Source organism: Saccharibacillus alkalitolerans (genome assembly GCF_011090185.1).
GTDB lineage: Bacteria > Bacillota > Bacilli > Paenibacillales > Paenibacillaceae > Saccharibacillus > Saccharibacillus alkalitolerans.
In genome coordinates this window covers 413979-431558 of record NZ_JAAFGS010000001.1, presented here as the reverse complement: position 1 = coordinate 431558, position 17580 = coordinate 413979, and the positions used below count along the sequence as shown (strand labels likewise).

The window sequence follows — 17580 nt, the reverse complement described above, 5'->3', positions numbered from 1 at the left end:
ATCCGATCGAGCCCGATGTTACAGTCTTTTCTCCAATCGCATGATCGTTTTCACGCTTGAGGCATGCGGCGCGAGCTTGCGGTCGGCCAAGCGCAGCATGGCGCCGTTTTCCCCGCTCACGGTCAGCATATGGTGCGCGAAGCGCTCCAGCAGCCGGTGACGCCGGTTCATTTCCGCGAACAGCGCCATGCCGTTTACGCGAATGCCCAAATCCGGCCGCACGTACATGCAACGCAGCAGCAGCAAATTCGAAGTCAGCTTCTGTACGCCGATCCAGCCGGCGATCCTGCCCTCGATCTTGAGAAACGTACTGAATTCCGCATGCAGCAGCCGTTCTTCCTGAAAAAGATTCAAATCCGGCGGAAGCTCCGCCGCGGCCGCGGCCAGTTCCGCCCGTTCCTGCGCCGAAGCGGACAGCAGCGATTTGAGCTCCGCGCCGTCCGGGAGCCGCAGCCGAGTCAGCAGCGGGTCCTTCCGGACGGAATCCGAACGCAGCGTGTAGCTTCGATGGACCAGCGTTTCTCTGTCGTAGCCGTGCCCGCGAAAAAAACAAAGCCCTTCCGCAGGCTTGCCGGAGCGCAGCGTCAGGGTGATCCGGCTGCTGCCGCATCCCGCTTCGAGCATTTGGCGTTCGGCTTCCTGCAGCAGCAGGCTGCCCACGCCCATCCGGCGGAACGGCTCAAGCGTATGCAGCACGCTTATGCTTCCGGTGCGGGAACGCGGATGTTCGATAAACAGCGCCGTTCCCGCGAATATCCCGTCGATCTCGGCATCCAGCCGGAGCGCCCCCGGCGGGAGCGGGTCTTCGATTCCGGGCAAATAAGTTCTGAAGTGTTCGGCTTGAGCCGGAAGTACCCGAATCGAGACGATGACTTTCACCTTCCGTTTCTTTAAAATGGCATTTCGCCACGGGGTTTCGCACAGCGGACAAAATGACAAGCCTTCAAATATTCAGCAGCTTCTGGAACTGCCAAAATTAGACTCGAATAATTAATATCCATTTTGCTTCAAAGCGACTCGCTCGTTTGGCGCAAAAGACAAAAAAAGACCGCCGGCTTCCGAGAGTCGAAAGTACCGGCGATCCCCGCGCGTCATTCCGCCGCTCTGCTGCAGTGCCCCGCCGCAATCTGCCACCGTCCGCCCCGCAGCTGCCATACCCGGCTGTACCACAGTTCGTCCTCGGCGATCCCGCCTTCGATTTCGGCGGCAATGCTTGCTCTCGCCACTTCGGCGCCCGGCGCGCGCTTATCCGAGCGGCAGCACGAGCCGGAACGTGCTGCCCCGTCCCGGCACGCTGTCCAATTCCAGCGTGCCCCCGTGCGCTTCGGCGATCGACAGCGAGATCGCCAGGCCGAGTCCCGCGCCGCCGCTGCGGCGGGAACGCGATTCGTCCCCGCGGTAGAAGCGCTCGAACACTTTCCGCCGCAGCTCCGGCGGGATGCCCGGTCCGTTGTCGCGGACCTCGATCCGCGCCGCATCGCCGCGCACGGACAGCGCGAGGACGATTTCGCCCTCGACGGGATCGGTATGCTGCACCGCGTTAGCGAACAAATTGAGCATGACCTGCTTCAATTTGTCCGGATCGCCGGACACTTCGGCCGATTCCGCGTCCTCGGTGTCCAGAATAACCCGTCGCTCGCCGGCCAGCATCCGCAGATGCGACTCCAGCTCGCGCAGCAGCGCCGCAGGCTTCAGCGGAACGCGTTCCAGTTCCGGCTTGCGGTCCAGCTTGACCAGCAGGAGCAGGTCTTCGACCAGCTTGGTCATCCGCTCCGATTCGCCGTGCATGCTGCGCAGCGCGGCGCGAAGCTGTTCCTCGCTGATCCGGCTGCCCCGCAGCAGCACTTCCAGGAAACCGCGTATCGACGTCAGCGGCGTCCGAAGTTCGTGCGAAGCGTCCGCGATAAAGCGCCGCATCCGCTCCTGCGATTCCCGCTCGGCGGCAAAAGCTTCTTCCAGCCGCTCCAGCATTCCGTTGAACGACGACGCCAGCCGGTCGATCTCCGCCTGTCCCTGCTCGGCCGGGAACCGCTCGCCGAGCCGACCCGCGTCGATCTCCTTGACCGTCTCCCCCATGCGGGACAGCGGCGAGAGCGACCGGCGCAGCACGGGCCGGTACAGCGCGAAGCCGCCGGCCAGCGCCAGCGCGGACAAGGCGGCGAAGATCGCCAGCTGCCGCCATAATATGGCGGTCAGCGGCCCGGTCGGGATGCCGATCTGAAGCAGCGGGGTTCCGCCGCCGCCGAATCCGCCGGCCGGACGGACCACCAACAGCTGCTCCGATCCGTTCCCGTCCGCGGCCAGCGTGTAGCGAACACGCCCGCCTGGCTGCGCAGTCCGGGCGCGCAGCGCTGTATATTGAACGGGAGTCAGCACCGGTGCGGGAACGCCGTATTCGGCGTTCAGATCGGTCGTCCTCCCTTGGGCGTCGACCGCGGCCAGCGACAAACCGTTCAGCAGAAACGCCCGGTGATCCGGTCCGTCCCCGTCCGAATCCGACCCGCCGCCGTATTCGCCTTCGTCCGAAAACGGCGGCGCGCCTTCGCCGTTTTCAAGCGTTCCGTACATATAGCCCCGCTGCAGCGGCCCCTTCGTTTCAACGTCCGGCTCTTCTCCCGGATTCGCGCCGAAAGCCGGACTCGGCGCACCTTGTCCGCCGACAGTCCCCGAGCGCCATTCCTCGATCAGAAAAGGCGGGATCGAACGGAACTGCGCTTCCAGCGTCTCCGCCTGATTTTGATATAGGAAGCCCCGCATCAGAAAATACTGAAATCCGCCGATCAGCAGCAGCAGTGCCGCCAGGACGAAGAGCGAACGGGCCAGCAGCTGCGCGTAGAGCGTTTTTTGCGCCGGCTTTTTTCCTTCCCGCGCAGCCGGCTTCATGGCAGATCCATCCGGTACCCGGCTCCGCGCAGAGTGCGGATCAGCCGATGTTCTTTGTCGCCGAGCTTTTCGCGCAGGGAGCGGATATACACCTCGACGATATTTTCCTCCCCGCCGAACTGATACCCCCAGACGCTGTCGAGAATTTTCGTTTTGCTGAGCACGATGCCGTGATTGAGCACGAGGAACTTGAGCAGGCCGTATTCCGTAGGCGACAGCGACAGCGCCTCGGAGCGGTACAGAATTTCTCCACGCCGCTCGTCGATCCGGAAAGGCCCGATCTCCACGCCGCCGATCAGATTGGGAAACTGATTGCGCAGTCTTGCCTGAATCCGCGCCAACAGTTCTTCGAAGCTGAACGGCTTGACCACGTAATCGTCCGCCCCCAGCGTCAGTCCCGCTACCCGGTCGTCGACCGCGTCTTTCGCGCTCAGCATGATGACCGCTACGTTTTCGCCGCCGCCTTTTAATTGTCGGCAGACCTCGAACCCGTTCATCTCGGGCATCATAATATCCAGAATCACGATATGCGGACGGAATTGTGCCGCTTCCCGCAGCGCCTCCGCTCCGTTTTCCGCCGTTCGCACCTCGTAGCCTTCCCCCGTCAGTCCCAGCTCCAAAAACTGCAAAATATGCGGCTCGTCGTCCGCCAACAGGATTTTCACGCCCTTTTCACCCGTCAATGGGAACTCCTCCATTCTTTCCGGACCGGTGCCGGAACTCTTTCAACGCCCCATTATGCCTTATTGCACGACCTTTCAGCAAACATTCAGTTGGCTCTCAGGATCGTTTCAGGTACAAGCTTCACAATGAGAACCAACAAAGCCCCACACCGGAAAGCGCGTGCCGCAGCGGCTTTAACCCTTCCTAAGGAGTGAATGAATCGAATGAAACCCCAAGCGAAGCTTCGGCTGGACTTCTGGCTGCTCGCCGCGGCATGTACCGCCTTATTTTTGAACGGCTGGAACATCTGGAGCGAAAAATACGCCAATACGTACTACACCGTCGCAGTGGCGAGCATGATGGAGAACTTCCATAACTTCTTCTATGCTTCGCTCGATTCCGCCGGCTCGGTGACCGTCGACAAACCGCCGGTCGCCTTCTGGATTCAAACGATCAGCGCATGGATTTTCGGCCTGCACGGTTGGAGCGTGATCCTGCCTCAGACGCTGGCCGGCATCGGCTCCGTGCTGCTGATCTATCTGCTGGTCAAGCCTTCCTTCGGAGCCTGGGCCGCACGCCTCGCCGCATTCGCAATGGCTACTACTCCCGTCGCCGTCGCGGTCAGCCGCACGAACAACATCGACAGCCTGCTGGTATTCACGCTGCTGCTCGCAAGCTGGCTGCTGTTCCGGGCGGTGAGGCGCGGCAGCTTACGGAATCTGCTCGGCGCGTTCGTCGTGGTCGGCATCGCCTTCAACATGAAAATGCTTCAGGCGTATATGGTGCTGCCGGCTTTCTATCTCTTTTATCTGCTGGCGTCCAAATACGGCTGGAAAAAGAAGCTCTTATCGCTGACTGCCGCTACAGCCGTAGTCGCCGCCGTGTCCGTCTCTTGGGCAGTTGTCGTGGATTCCGTTCCCGCGAGCCAGCGGCCGTTCATCGGCAGCAGCGGCACGAACTCCGTGTTGAATCTGGCTTTCGGCTATAACGGCGTATCCCGGCTGACGGGCGAACGCAGCACCGGAACCCCGGGCGGTCCGGCTCAGACCCCGAATAACGGTTCGGGACAAGCCCGACCGGAAAGCGGAACCACGGACGGGCAGTCCGCCGACCGCAGCGGGAATTTCGGCGGATTCGGAGGAGAAGGCATGTCCCGCGGTCCGAACAGCGGATTTCCGGGCGGCGGGGGAGGCGGCATGTTCAATACCGGCGATGCGGGCCCGCTGCGCCTGTTCCAATCCGAACTCTCCGGTCAGGCAAGCTGGCTGATTCCGCTCGGTCTGATCGGCGCGGCCGCGGTTCTGGCGAGCTGGCGCAGACGAAACTTCACGGACAAGCACAAGGAGATCATTTTCTGGCTGGCTTGGCTCGTACCGGTCTCGGGATTTTTCAGCATCGCCGGATTTTTCCACCAGTATTATTTGATCATGCTTGCTCCGCCGGTATCGGCGCTAGCCGGGACGGCCGTTACGGAACTGTGGAACGCTTACCGCAATCGCGACATATGGTCGTCCCGGCTGCTGCCGGCGGCGGTACTCGTCACGGCCGGCTTCTCCTGGTCCATTCTTCGGCCGTATGACGGGACGATCGGAAGCTTCTGGTCGATCGCGGTCCTCTCGCTGGGCATTCTCTCGTCCGCTCTGCTCGCCGCATTCAGGCGCGTCGGACATGCCGGACTTCGCCGGGCTTCGTTGGTCGCGTCGCTGGCGGCCGTGTTCGTCGGCCCGGTCTACTGGGCTTTGACTCCCATCGTATACGGACAAAACTCGCAGCTCCCGGCAGCCGGACCGGACGGCGGAAGCGCGGCGTTCGGCGGAGCACGGGGAGGCAAAGGTCCTGCCGGAGGGTTCCCGGATTATGCCGACACCGAAAGCGGATTCCTTAGAGGCGGAATGCCAGGCGGCCGCACAGCCGGCTCGCTTCCGGTAGTCGGCAGTTCCGCGGCAGCGGGCGGTGCGGATAACGACGGCTCGATTTCGGGCAGCGCATCCCGGGGCAGCTTCGGCGGCATGAACGAATCGCAGTCAGCCGATCAAGGTCTGCTGACGTATCTGCGCGAACACAATACCGGCGAAGAATACCTGATGGCCGTCACCAACTATACAACGGCGGCGCCTTACATGATCGACGAAGGCGAAAAGCTGGTGATCCTGAACGGCTTCAACGCTTCCGACCAGGTCTATACGCCGGAAACGCTCGAAGCGCTCGTGCGCAGCGGCAAAGTCAAGTATTTCCTGCTCGGCGGCGGCATGGGCGGAGGAGGACGAGACGGCAGTTCCGACGTCACGAACTGGATTGCCGAAAAGGGCACCGAAATCCCGGCTGCCGAATGGCAAGGTCATGGTTCTTCCGCCGCGGACCTTCCCGCTTCGGGCACGCCGAGCGGCTTGGACACAGGCAGCAGCCTGACGCTGTATGAAATTACGCTGCCGAAGCAGTAATCCGGCGCGTTCCACTTTTCTAGGAGGCGAATACGATGAACCACCAGACACGAATTTCCGTCATTATCCCGATGTACAACGAAGCCGAGGTCATCGCCGAGACGTACCGCCGGCTGACGGACGTCATGCGGAGTACGAATGAAAGCTACGAGCTGCTGTTCGTCAACGACGGCGGCGTCGATCGCTCTCCCGAAATCATCCGCGATCTTGCTCTTCGGGACAAGTCGGTGAAGCTGATCGATTTCTCTCGCAATTTCGGCCATCAGGTCGCCGTAACGGCCGGCATGGACTATGCCGAAGGCGATGCGGTCGTCATTATCGACGCCGACTTGCAGGACCCGCCGGAGCTGATTCCGGATATGCTGGACAAATGGCGCGAAGGTTACGACGTAGTCTACGCGCAGCGCGTCAAACGCAAAGGAGAAACGCTGTTCAAAAAGTGGTCCGCCGCCCTCTTCTACCGCGTCCTTCGCGCTTCGACCGAAGTGCCGATTCCCGTGGACACCGGCGATTTCCGTCTTATCGACCGCAAAGTCTGCGACGAGATGAACCGGCTCGGCGAACGCAATCCGTTCGTGCGCGGCCTGGTCAGCTGGACGGGATTCCGGCAGACCGCGATCGAATACGAACGCGACGAACGCCTTGCCGGCGAAACCAAATATCTGCTCAAGAAAATGATCAAGCTCTGCCTCGACGGCCTGACTTCCTTCTCGCACAAACCGCTGAAGCTGGCCGGCTACGCGGGCGGCATCATGTCTGCGGCCGGATTCGCGTACATGCTCTACGCCGTCGCGATGGCTCTGTTTACCGACAATACGATTCGCGGCTGGACGTCCACCGTCTGCCTCATGCTGATCTTCAACGGCTTCACCCTCATCATGCTGGGCGTCATCGGCGAATATATCGGCCGCATCTACGACGAAGTCAAAGGCCGCCCGCTTTACATCGTCCGCGAGACGCTCAACACGCGGCGCGTTCCGGCGCGCCAAACGAATGTCCGCGATCGCACCCATTATCCGACCGGGGGCGGCGTATCCGTCGGCACGGTCGTTCGTCCTCAAGCGGGAAAAGGTCGCGACCGCAACTGAAGCTCCGAAAGGCGCCGTGAATGATCCCGTCCATCCCCGGTAACGTCGAGGGACGGACATATAGTCTTCGGACCAATCTCAGCTGGCCGACGCTATGCATACATGCTGCGCCGTCGGAGGCTCTCGGCCAGGGGATGTCTTCAAAAAGTTCCACAAAATAAAGCGGAGGTCAGGAATCAGTCTTGCCGTTCAGTTCCTTCTCACTGCCGCACAGTTCTCCCTTCTGCTCTACAACTACGGGCAAGGCCTACTGCAGGAATTTCTTCCTTTCGCTGCCGGAGCTCTGCTGATTTTCATAGGCAACTTGCTGTTCCGCGCCCGTCCGAACGTCGCGTTCGGCATCCGCAACAAATGGACATTATCCGATCCGAAAGTCTGGCGGTCCACTCATCGTTGCGCTGGATTGACATTTATGTCGAACGGAATGCTGCTGCTCTTTTTTTCGCTGTTTCGATCCGGTTCCGACGATACTTTTCCTGTCATTATCGTCTTGTTCGTCGTTAATTATGCCGCTTCCTATCTGTTTTACCGCCGTTCGGTTCCGCATTGACCGGCCGAACCTCCTTCTTTTCCGCATTAAAAAGACCGTTCGTCGACCGAGACGAACGGTCTTTTCTCTTTTTCACCCGCAGGAGCGTAATCAAATGTACCGCCGATCAGCCTTTCTTCTGCACGTCGTGGTCCACGTAGCGTTCTCCGTTCAGCTCGCTGACGACGTTCACCTCCCTCTCGCAAAACCCGTTTGCCTGATTTCCCGATATGGGATACCATTCAAGCAGACTCTTCCGGCGCGCGAAGGGCCGACGCTTCGCCCGCGGTCCGCCGGACATGAAAAGGAGAACGTCATGACGCACAAAAAATACTACGATTCCGCTTATATCCGCGATTGGAATGCCCGGATCGAAGACAAGGTTCAGCGCGAAAACGGCCTGTACCTAAAGCTCGACGCCACGGCTTTTTACCCCGAAGGCGGCGGACAGCCGGGCGATACCGGAACGATCGGCACGGCCCGGGTGCTGGACACGTTCTCCGAAAACGGCGAAGTGCTGCATCTCGTGGACGGATCGCCCGGCGCGGCGGGCAGCGAAGTGCCGTGCTCGCTCGATTGGGAACGCCGCTTCGACCATATGCAGCAGCATACCGGCCAGCATCTGCTGTCGGCGACCTGCTTGGATCTGCTTAACGCGCCGACGCTCAGCTTCCATCTGGGCGAGGAGTACGCGACGATCGACGTCGATCGCACCGAGTGGACGGAAGACGAGCTGGATGCGGTCGAGCGCGAAGTGAATGCGAGAATCATGCGCAGCCTGCCGATCCGCAGCTACTTCGTCAGTGCCGAAGAAGCGGCCGAGCTTCCGCTGGTGAAGGCTCCTTCCGTCGAAGGCAAGGTGCGGATCGTCGAGATCGAAGGCATCGAATACAACGCCTGCGGCGGGACTCACGTCGACGCGACCGGCGAGCTGGGCCTGCTCAAGCTGCTGCGCGCGGACAAGCAGAAAGGCCGCCTGCGCCTGACTTTCAAGACCGGCTTCCGTGCCCTGAACGAGTTTGCCGCTCAAAATAAAGTTCTGGCCTCCCTATCCGCCAAGCTCAGCGTCCCTAAGGAAGAATTGGCCGAGCGGCTGGATAAGTGGAGCGAAGACGATCGCGCGAAGCAGGCCGAGCTGAACGCGCTGCGGCAGCGGCTGGACGAATACGCCGCTCGGGAACTGCTCGAAGAAGCGGAACGCTCCGACGGCGCCGTCTCCGGGCTGTTCGAAGACCGAACGATGAAGGAGCTTCAAAGTCTGGCCGCCTCGCTGACGGCACGCACGCGTCTGCCCGTGCTGCTCGGCTCCCTGCCGGAAGCCAAGCTGCTTCTCGCCCACGGCGGAGAAGCCGGATTCTCCTGCGGCGCCCTGTTCAAGGAGACGCTGCCCGCCTTCGGCGGACGCGGAGGAGGCGGCGACAAATCCGCTCAGGCCGGCTTCGGTTCGGAATCGGAACTGACTGCCTGCTACGAGGCGCTGATCGGGAAGCTGGGGGCGGGCCGGGTTTAGCGGATCGTTGAAGGTATGGCGGGATTGGTTCCAGCGCCATGCCTGCGAAAAAACAGCGGCCGGCGCGCCGTTCGCCCGGCTGCTGTTTTTTGATTGCTTGTTCGGCTAATTTTATCTTGCCCATCCCTTCTCCGGCGGGCTATGATAGAGAATGATTCTCACCGATTAAGAAAGAAAAGAGGGATTGGCATCGACATGTTGAAACGTTTCTTCGCCTTTTACCGGCCTTACAAAGGGCTGTTCCTGCTTGATTTTTGCTGCGCCGTATTTGCCGGCCTGCTCGAGCTGACCTTCCCGCTCGCCGTTAACGTGTTTATCGACGATCTGCTGCCGGGCGGCAACTGGAGCCTGATTCTGGCCGCCTGCATCGGGCTGCTGGCGATTTATGCGCTGAATACGGCGATGCAGTATGTCGTGACGTATTGGGGACATATGCTCGGCATCAACATCGAGACCGACATGCGCAAAACTCTGTTCGCCAAGCTGCAGAAGCTGTCGTTCCGGTTCTACGACAATCATAAGACCGGGCATCTGATCGGGCGGGTCACCAACGACTTGAACGATATCGGCGAGCTGGCCCACCACGGGCCGGAAGACGTCTTTATCGCCGTCATGACGCTGCTCGGTTCGTTCGCCCTGATGTACAATATCAGCCCGGAACTCGCGATCATCACCTTTATCATCATTCCGGTCATGGCCTGGCTGATCATTTTCTTCGGCCGCCGCATGACCCGCACCTACGGGCAGCTGTTCGGCAACGTCGGCAATTTCAACTCCCGTATCGAAGACAATATCGGCGGCATCCGCGTCGTGCAGTCGTTCGCCAACGAAGAGCACGAACGCAAGCTGTTCGACGTGGACAATCAGGCTTTTCGCAAAACGAAGCTGCTCGCCTACAAAACGATGGCCGGCAGCATGTCCGTCAACTATATGATGATGAGACTGATCAGCGTGCTCGTCCTGATCTTCGGCGCCTGGTTCTTTATCCGCGGCGAGATTCTGATCGGCGAATTCGTCGCTTTCCAACTGCTCGCCAACGTCTTCTTCCGCCCGATCGAAAAAATCAACGCGGTCATCGAGAGCTATCCGAAAGGCATTGCCGGCTTCCGCCGCTACCTGGAGATCATGGACACCGAACCGGATATCCAGGATGCGCCGAACGCCAAGTCCGTCGATTCGCTCAGCGGCGAAATCCGTTTCGACCGTGTCTCGTTCGGCTATGAACGGGAGCGTCCGATTCTCGACGATATCAGCCTGGAGATTCATCCCGGCGAGACCGTGGCCTTCGTTGGGCCGTCCGGCGCGGGCAAAACGACCATCTGCAGCCTGCTGCCCCGATTCTACGAGGTGGACGCCGGCTCGATCACGGTCGACGGCATGGACATCCGCGACTTGAAGCTGGAATCGCTGCGCAAGCAGATCGGCATCGTGCAGCAGGACGTCTTCCTGTTTTCCGGCACGATTCAAGAAAATATCGCTTACGGCAGGCTCGATGCCACCCTTGAAGAAATATGGGACGCCGCGGAACGCGCGCATCTGGCCGACGTCATCCGCTCCATGCCCGCAGGCATGAATACGGTAATCGGCGAACGCGGCGTGAAGCTGTCGGGCGGTCAGAAGCAGCGCATGGCGATCGCTCGCATGTTCCTGAAAAACCCGCCGATCCTTATTCTCGACGAAGCGACTTCGGCGCTCGACACCGAGACGGAAATGGCGATCCAAAAATCGTTGGCCGAGCTTGCCGTGGGACGTACCACGCTCGTGATCGCGCACCGTCTGGCCACGATCCGGAATGCGGACCGCATCATTGTCGTGAACCGGGACGGTATCGCGGAGCAGGGCAAGCATCAGGAGCTCGTCGAGGCGGGGGGCATTTACAGCCGCCTGCATCAAGCGCAGTTTGGCAGCTGACCGAATCGGGTTAATATACAGATGAAGGTCAATCGCTTGATTCGATGAGGAGACGTGATAATCGATGGATGAAGCGGCAAAACGGCGCACGGCCCGGATCGTGATCGGCACGCTGGCGGGAGCCGGAGCCGTGTGGTTCCTGACCTCCCGCAAAGGGGCCGGAACCCGGCAGCAGATCAGGAAACTGGCAGGCCAAACGAAGGATTTCGGAATGGAGCTGGGCCACGAGACCGCCGAGAAAACGCGCGACCTGATCGCGCTCGGCAGGGAGATCACCCATGACGAAGACTGGATCGAAGCCATCGAGACACTTGAACTCAAGCCGTCGCCGGGCGGCGATTCCGAAGATGAAGAATCTCCGGACCTCGCTCCCCCTCTGCGGGTCGTCCCGCAGCCCGATACGAAGCGGGAAGGGAACGAAGAATAAACGAAAAAAAGCCGTTCCCGCCCGGGGAACGGCTTTTTTTCGGCCGATTGCCCGCTGGCTCTGTTCAGAAACGCGCGTCTGGGTAATACTAAAGGAGAACCTTTTTAGACAGGAGGCTTTACATATGTCGAACCAAACATTGAAATTTATCGCCGGATTGGCGGCAGGCGCCGCGGTGGGCGGCGCAGCCGCACTGCTGTTCGCGCCGCAGCGGGGAACGGACACGCGCCAGCTCCTCGCGGAGAAGGCCGTCGATCTGAAGGACAAGAGCCTTGAGCTGAAGGACAAAGGAGTCGTGGCCGCGATCGACTTGAAGGACAAGAGCGTCGTCACCGCGATCGACCTCAAAGACAAAAGCTTGACGACGGCCGCTTCCCTGCGCGATAAGGGTCAGGCTTCGCTTTATACCGCCAAGGACAAAGGACAAAGCGCGATCGCCGCGCTTCGCGTCAAAGGCCAGATCGCCGCGGACAAAAGCCGCGAGCTGATCGCGTTCGGCAAAGAAGTCGGCGAAGTCGCCATGGAATGGAAAACCGAGATCGAAGCGGCCGTCCGCGACCTCAAAGTCGAGCTGGACCGTTTCCAGCGCGAGCAGGAGAACGATACGCAGCTGCAGGACGACATCGCCAAGCTGAAAAAGCAGACCCAGGAAACGGCCGCCGTCGTCAAAAACGCGCAGGCGCGCATCAGCAGCGCGGGCAGTTAAGCGCGGAACGACAGTCGCCCAATCAAAAAAAAGAGCTTCCCCGGAGGGAGGCTCTTTTTTTTCGGTTATTTCCGTTCCGGAAGCCGCTCGGCCGCGAAACTCGCCGGCGGAGTATCGTTATGTGGTTTGGACCGGAGGCGTCTCGGACGGCTTGAACGTTTTTTTCGCTTTAAGGCTCTTCTTCACTCGGGAAGCGGCGCCGAACGCATGCATATAGCAGGCCGCCGGCAGCAGCAGTCCTTGTCCCGACAAGCGCGCAAATATTCGCATCGGCAGCCAAATTTCTTTTTCCGAAGCCGCGGTTCGCATGCTCCGGCCGAACAGCTCGTGCCGTCTGGCTTCGCCGAGTTCTTTCCAGGTGTTTCCGACCCGGCCTCGGCGTTCCAGATTATACATGCAGCTGTTCTGCACGCGCTCGAAAAACAGACGAAGCATCATTCGGTCGCGGATATCCGCGTCGGGATAAGTGGCATAATATTCGGCAAAGCGATCCACCAGGAACAGCTCCCGCTTCAAGTGGTCCGGCTTGATGCTGTTCATCAGCGAACCCGGACGCTGCTGGAAGTAGTTGTAATACGAACCTTCGACCGAAGAGGCTTTGTCGGCGTGCCGCAGGAAAAACAAATTAAACAGCACGTCTTCGCTGAACACGTTGCGGGTCGATTCGAATCTCAGTCCGTGTTCTTCGATGATCGCCCTGCGGAAAACTTTGTTCCAAATGACAGCGGCGAACTTTTTCTCGTTCCACATCCGGTCCAGTCCGTATTCCGCGATGCTCATGGAACTTTCGCGCAGCTCCAGTACGTTCGATACGCTTCGGTCCTCGTAAACGAGACGGTAATCGCAAGCGCAAAAGTCCGCGCCGTCCTTTTTCGCTTTTTTGTAAAGGGCTTCGAACATGCCCGGCTCCGCCCAGTCGTCCGGGTCGGCAAATCCTATGTATTCTCCCGAAGCGGCGTCCAGTCCGGCATTGCGCGCTCCGCTTACCCCCCGGTTCTCCTGACGGATAACCCGGATTCGGTCGTCCCGCTCCGCGCATTCGGAAGCGACCCGGAACGAATCGTCCGTCGAACCGTCGTCCACGACGATAATCTCGATTTCGCGCAGCGTCTGTGCGGTCAAGCTGTCCAAGCACTTGCGCAGATACTCTTCCACATTAAAAACGGGCACGACGATACTTACGCTGGGCTTCACCCGCTGACCCCTCCTATTTTCCGGAATCCGATTTTCAAAATGCTTGATAAACGCAAGGCATACAGAATACCCGTTATTAACCGGGATTTCTGAAAATCGAACCAGTCCGGCGATCGGATTTTCATATTTTCTTTCATTTGGATTTTGCAGTAAAAAAGACCTTCCCTAAGGGAAGGTCTTCGTGAAAGTTATCGAAGGGTTAAGCGAATCGGATTAAGCCGCTTTTTTCGCCGCGATTTCGGCGCGCTCGGCCAGCGTCTTTTTCCAGAAGCCGAGGATCAGAGCCGAGATGACCGAACCGATAACGACGGTCAGCAGGAACAGCAGCGCGTGGTTCGCCAGCGCGGCGACGAAGATGCCGCCGTGCGGAGCCGGAACGTTGATGGCCCAGAGCTGAGTCAGGCCGCCCGCTGCCGCGGAACCGATGATGCAGGAAGTCAGAACTCTCAGCGGGTCGGCGGCCGCGAACGGAATCGCGCCTTCCGTGATGAAGCTCAGACCCAGCACGTAGTTGGTGATACCGGATTTGCGTTCTTGCTCGTCGAACTTGTTTTTGAAGAACGTCGTCGCCAGGGCGATCGCCAGCGGAGGAACCATGCCGCCCGCCATAACGGCCGCCATCCATGCGCCGTCGCCTGTCGAAGTGAAGATGCCGATCGCGAACGTGTAAGCCGCTTTGTTGAACGGACCGCCCATATCGATGGACATCATGCCGCCGAGGATCAAGCCCAGCAGAACCGCGTTGCCCGTACCGAGGTTTTCCAGCACGCCCGTAATCCAAGTGTTCAGGCCGCCGAAGACCGGATCGATGATGTAGTACATGATCAGACCGACTGCGAGCAGGCCGAGTACCGGATAGATCAGGATCGGTTTCAGGCCGTCAATGCTCTTCGGCAGGCCTTTGAACAGCTTGCGCAGACCGATGACGATGTAACCGGCGAGGAAACCTGCAGCCAGGCCGCCCAGGAAGCCGGCGCCGGACGTGGAGGCCATGTAACCGGCCACGACACCCGGCATGAGAGCCGGACGGTCGCCGATGCTCATTGCGATAAAGCCTGCGAGAATCGGAATCAGGAAGTGGAACGCGCCGTCGCCTCCGCCGATGCTCATCAGCAGCTTGAAGATCGGGTTGTTCTCTCCGCCGCCGCCGTACTGTTCGAACAGGAACGAGATGGCGATCAGGATACCGCCGCCCACGACGAACGGAAGCATGTGCGAGATGCCGTTCATGAGGTCTTTGTAGATCTTGCCCCCTACGCTGACTTTACCGCCCGCATCGGAACCTCCGGACGCCGCTCCGCCTTCGTGGCGGTAGATCGGCGCGTCGCCGGTGACCGCTTTGCGGATCAGTTCTTCCGGTTTGCGGATGCCGTCGCTGACTTTGCGCTGCAGAACGGGCTTGCCGTCGAAGCGCGCCATTTCGACGTTCTTATCCGCCGCGATGATGACGCCGCTTGCGCGCGCGATCTCGGCCGCCGTCAATTCGTTGCCGACGCCTTCGGAACCGTTCGTCTCGACGCGGATATTGATGCCGAGCTCTTTCGCTTTCTTTTTCAGCGCGTCTTCCGCCATGAACGTGTGCGCGATACCTGTCGGGCAGGCCGTGACGGCCACGACGAACTGGTCGGAATCCGGATTGCCGACGATGACGTCGGCCATGCCGGAAGCGCTTCCGCCTACGGACGAATCGGACTGTCTGGCTGCTTCGGCCTGCTTGCCGGATGCGCCTTCGGAATCCGCCTGCGCGGCGTTGAACAGCGCCGTTACTTCGGCCGGAGTCTTGACTTCGCGCAGACGTCCCAGGAAGTCCGCGTCGAGCAGCATGCGGGACAGCTGCTTCAGCGCCTGCAGGTGCAAGTTGGACTCGCCTTCCGGCACGGCGATCATGAAGAAGAAGTGGGCCGGCTGTTCGTCGAGCGATTCGTATTCGACGCCCGGCGAGCTTTTGCCGAACACGATTGTCGGCTCGTTGACCGCGCTCGTTTTGGCGTGCGGCATTGCGATACCTTCGCCGATTCCGGTGCTCGACTGGGCTTCGCGGGCCAAAATGGCCTGTTTGAAGGCTGCGGCATCGTTGATTCTTCCGCTTTTATTCAGGGATGCGATCAGTTCGTCGATCACGGCTTCTTTCGTAATGGACTTCAAGTCCAAGATCATGACCGGCTCGATCATCAGATCCGTAATTCTCATCATGTTCCACTCCTCTGGAGGTGATGTCGGCGCGCGGTCGGCGCGCCGTTGATTCGCCCTTCCGGGCGCTGCTGCTCATTTATGGGCGATGCGTTATACGGGATTCACTTGAACCTGTTCGAGCAGCGAATCGATCTTCGCGCGTTCGGCCAGGTCGTCCGAGAAGGCGGTGGCGCTGCCGGAAGCCGTTCCGGTGCGAAGCGCAGCCAGCGGGTCCCCCGTCTTCGACAGCGTGCCGACGAAACCGGCGATCATGGAGTCGCCCGATCCGACGGAGTTTTTCACTTCGCCTTTCGGTACGTTTGCGTGGTAGACCTGCTCTTCGGTAACAAGAAGCGCGCCGTCGCCTGCCATCGAAATCAGCACGTTTTTCGCGCCCATTTCGCGCAGCTTGCGGCCGTACTTGATCAAGTCTTCGCGGCCTTCGATTTCGACGCCGAACAGCTCGGCCAATTCGTGATGGTTGGGCTTGACGAGCAGCGGGCCGTGAGGCAGAGCCTTCAGCAGCGCTTCTCCCGTCGTATCGATCACGAAGCGGGCTTCGCGTTCCTTAATGACGGCAATCAACCGATCGTAGAACGCGCCTCCGAGCGAAGGCGGCACGCTGCCCGATAGAACGACGATGTCGTCTTCGGTAAGCGCTCGCAGTTTCTCCACCAGCGCCTCGGCCTCTCCGCTTCCTATTCGCGGTCCCAGCCCGTTGATCTCCGTTTCTCCGCCGTGCTTGAGCTTAATGTTGATGCGGGTATCGTCCTGCACTTGAACGAAGTCGGTGACGATCGATTCCGCTTTCAGCACGTCTTCGATAAATCGGCCGGTAAATCCGCCCAGAAATCCGAGCGCCGTATTTTCGATGCCGAGCCGGCTTAAGATTCGCGATACGTTGATTCCCTTTCCCCCCGGGAGCTTCAAATCGCGTTTCATGCGGTTCAGCGCGTCCAGCTTCAGATCTTCCACTTCCACGATGTAGTCGATTGAAGGGTTGAGCGTTACGGTGTAGATCATGGTTCATCCCTCGATTATTTTGGTTTTCTCAAGAATCGGCTTTCTCCACCGCTCCGGAATCGAATCCGTAATGATGGTCGCTTCCTTGAGATCGAACAGTTTCGCAAAGGCGACTTCCCCGAACTTGCTGGCGTCCGCCAAAACGTACGAACGTTCCGACAGCTGCCGGGCTCTGCGCTTGATCAGCGCTTCTTCCGGGTCCGGCGTCGTGAATCCGAATTCCGCATTCACGCCGTTGGTTCCGATAAAGGCTTTGTCGAATCTGAAATTATCCATGTTTTGAAGCGCGATGCTTCCGATGACGGCTTTCGTATGGCTCTTCATCATGCCGCCGAGCAGGTAAGCGCGAATATTTTTGCTGACCAGCGCTTCGACGTGCGAGAGGCCGTTGGTGACAACGGTAATATCCTGCGCTTCAATGAAAGGAATCATCGCCAGCGTCGTCGTTCCCGCATCGATATAGATACATTCTCCGTCCCGAAGCTGCCGGGCCGCGGCGCGACCGACTGCGTTCTTCTGTTGAACGTTTTTGAACGTTTTCTCTTCCATGCCGGGCTCCTCGCTCCGACGGTGCAGCAGGGAAGCCCCGCCGTGAACCCGTTTGAGCAAATGCTGCGATTCCAGGTCGATCAGATCCCGCCGTACCGTCGATTCGGAAGTACCGAGCAGTTCGACCAGCTCCTGCAGCTTCACGATCCCCGACGCTTGTAAGCGCTGTAATATGATTCGGTATCTTTCTTCTGTCAGCATTTTGATTCCTCCATCTGTCATTCATTGTACGCTACGTTCCGCAAAAAAACAATCATTTGTCTTCAAAAACATTCAAAAAAATTCAATTTCGTTTTTTGTCGATAAAACCCTTTCATCCTTGACACGGCAAGCATGTTTGCGCTTCCCCGCATTTGGATGATTCTTTCTTTTTCCGTTAATCCTTCACGGGCGATCCCGAGCTTGATTTTAATATCGGGCCTCCATATCCGGAAATTGAGCGCTTGAAGGACTATTTCGTTTCCTATTCTTCAAGCTTTTTTCT

Annotated in this window: 15 protein-coding genes; 7 read left to right on the top strand and 8 right to left on the bottom strand. The window is 59.4% G+C overall.

Annotated elements, in window-relative coordinates:
* Window positions 1-18: 18 nt before the first annotated feature.
* The 4 genes from GYN08_RS01845 to GYN08_RS01830 all read right to left on the bottom strand — a co-directional run bounded on the left by GYN08_RS01845 (window position 19) and on the right by GYN08_RS01830 (window position 3566).
* Entirely contained in the window at window positions 19-879 is an 861-nt protein-coding gene (locus GYN08_RS01845; RefSeq protein WP_206023567.1) for a GNAT family N-acetyltransferase, read from the bottom strand.
* A gap of 212 nt (window positions 880-1091) precedes the next feature.
* Window positions 1092-1226 (bottom strand): nuclear transport factor 2 family protein, encoded by a 135-nt coding sequence (locus GYN08_RS23545; RefSeq protein WP_166271943.1) that lies wholly within the window; start codon window positions 1224-1226, stop codon window positions 1092-1094.
* 19 nt (window positions 1227-1245) lie between these two features.
* Window positions 1246-2883 (bottom strand): sensor histidine kinase, encoded by a 1638-nt coding sequence (locus GYN08_RS01835; RefSeq protein ID WP_166271941.1) that lies wholly within the window; start codon window positions 2881-2883, stop codon window positions 1246-1248.
* The gene (locus GYN08_RS01830; protein ID WP_408015038.1) at window positions 2880-3566 is read right to left on the bottom strand and encodes a response regulator transcription factor; all 687 of its coding nucleotides are present in this window, start codon (window positions 3564-3566) and stop codon (window positions 2880-2882) included. Before GYN08_RS01830 ends, GYN08_RS01835 begins: the two co-directional genes overlap by 4 nt.
* Window positions 3567-3770: 204 nt before the next feature.
* Between GYN08_RS01830 and GYN08_RS01825 the strand changes: the two genes are divergently transcribed.
* The 7 genes from GYN08_RS01825 to GYN08_RS01795 all read left to right on the top strand — a co-directional run bounded on the left by GYN08_RS01825 (window position 3771) and on the right by GYN08_RS01795 (window position 12158).
* On the top strand, window positions 3771-5987 hold the full coding sequence (locus GYN08_RS01825; protein WP_166271937.1) for a glycosyltransferase family 39 protein: 2217 nt from the start codon (window positions 3771-3773) through the stop codon (window positions 5985-5987).
* A 35-nt stretch (window positions 5988-6022) separates the two neighbouring features.
* A complete protein-coding gene (locus tag GYN08_RS01820; RefSeq protein WP_166271935.1) occupies window positions 6023-7075 on the top strand; it encodes a glycosyltransferase family 2 protein in 1053 nt (350 codons plus the stop codon).
* Between the two features lie 94 nt (window positions 7076-7169).
* Window positions 7170-7625, top strand: coding sequence for an SdpI family protein (locus GYN08_RS01815; protein WP_166271933.1), 456 nt, complete (start codon window positions 7170-7172; stop codon window positions 7623-7625).
* A 295-nt stretch (window positions 7626-7920) separates the two neighbouring features.
* Window positions 7921-9114 carry an alanine--tRNA ligase-related protein gene (locus tag GYN08_RS01810; protein WP_166271931.1) on the top strand — a complete coding sequence of 398 codons (1194 nt, stop codon included), beginning with the start codon at window positions 7921-7923 and terminating at the stop codon, window positions 9112-9114.
* A gap of 195 nt (window positions 9115-9309) precedes the next feature.
* Window positions 9310-11025 carry an ABC transporter ATP-binding protein gene (locus GYN08_RS01805; protein ID WP_166271929.1) on the top strand — a complete coding sequence of 572 codons (1716 nt, stop codon included), beginning with the start codon at window positions 9310-9312 and terminating at the stop codon, window positions 11023-11025.
* Between the two features lie 64 nt (window positions 11026-11089).
* Window positions 11090-11452 carry a YtxH domain-containing protein gene (locus tag GYN08_RS01800; RefSeq protein ID WP_166271927.1) on the top strand — a complete coding sequence of 121 codons (363 nt, stop codon included), beginning with the start codon at window positions 11090-11092 and terminating at the stop codon, window positions 11450-11452.
* Between the two features lie 124 nt (window positions 11453-11576).
* Window positions 11577-12158, top strand: coding sequence for a YtxH domain-containing protein (locus GYN08_RS01795; protein ID WP_166271925.1), 582 nt, complete (start codon window positions 11577-11579; stop codon window positions 12156-12158).
* A gap of 117 nt (window positions 12159-12275) precedes the next feature.
* Here the strand turns inward: GYN08_RS01795 and GYN08_RS01790 are convergent, their stop codons facing one another.
* The 4 genes from GYN08_RS01790 to GYN08_RS01775 all read right to left on the bottom strand — a co-directional run bounded on the left by GYN08_RS01790 (window position 12276) and on the right by GYN08_RS01775 (window position 17297).
* Window positions 12276-13352 (bottom strand): glycosyltransferase, encoded by a 1077-nt coding sequence (locus tag GYN08_RS01790; protein ID WP_166271924.1) that lies wholly within the window; start codon window positions 13350-13352, stop codon window positions 12276-12278.
* A 213-nt stretch (window positions 13353-13565) separates the two neighbouring features.
* Window positions 13566-15542, bottom strand: coding sequence for a PTS fructose transporter subunit IIABC (locus tag GYN08_RS01785; RefSeq protein ID WP_166273070.1), 1977 nt, complete (start codon window positions 15540-15542; stop codon window positions 13566-13568).
* A 93-nt stretch (window positions 15543-15635) separates the two neighbouring features.
* Entirely contained in the window at window positions 15636-16547 is a 912-nt protein-coding gene (gene pfkB / locus GYN08_RS01780; RefSeq protein ID WP_166271922.1) for a 1-phosphofructokinase, read from the bottom strand.
* Window positions 16548-16550: 3 nt separating this feature from the next.
* Window positions 16551-17297: a DeoR/GlpR family DNA-binding transcription regulator gene (locus tag GYN08_RS01775; RefSeq protein ID WP_166271920.1), complete on the bottom strand. Its 747-nt coding sequence runs from the start codon at window positions 17295-17297 to the stop codon at window positions 16551-16553.
* Window positions 17298-17580: the final 283 nt, after the last annotated feature.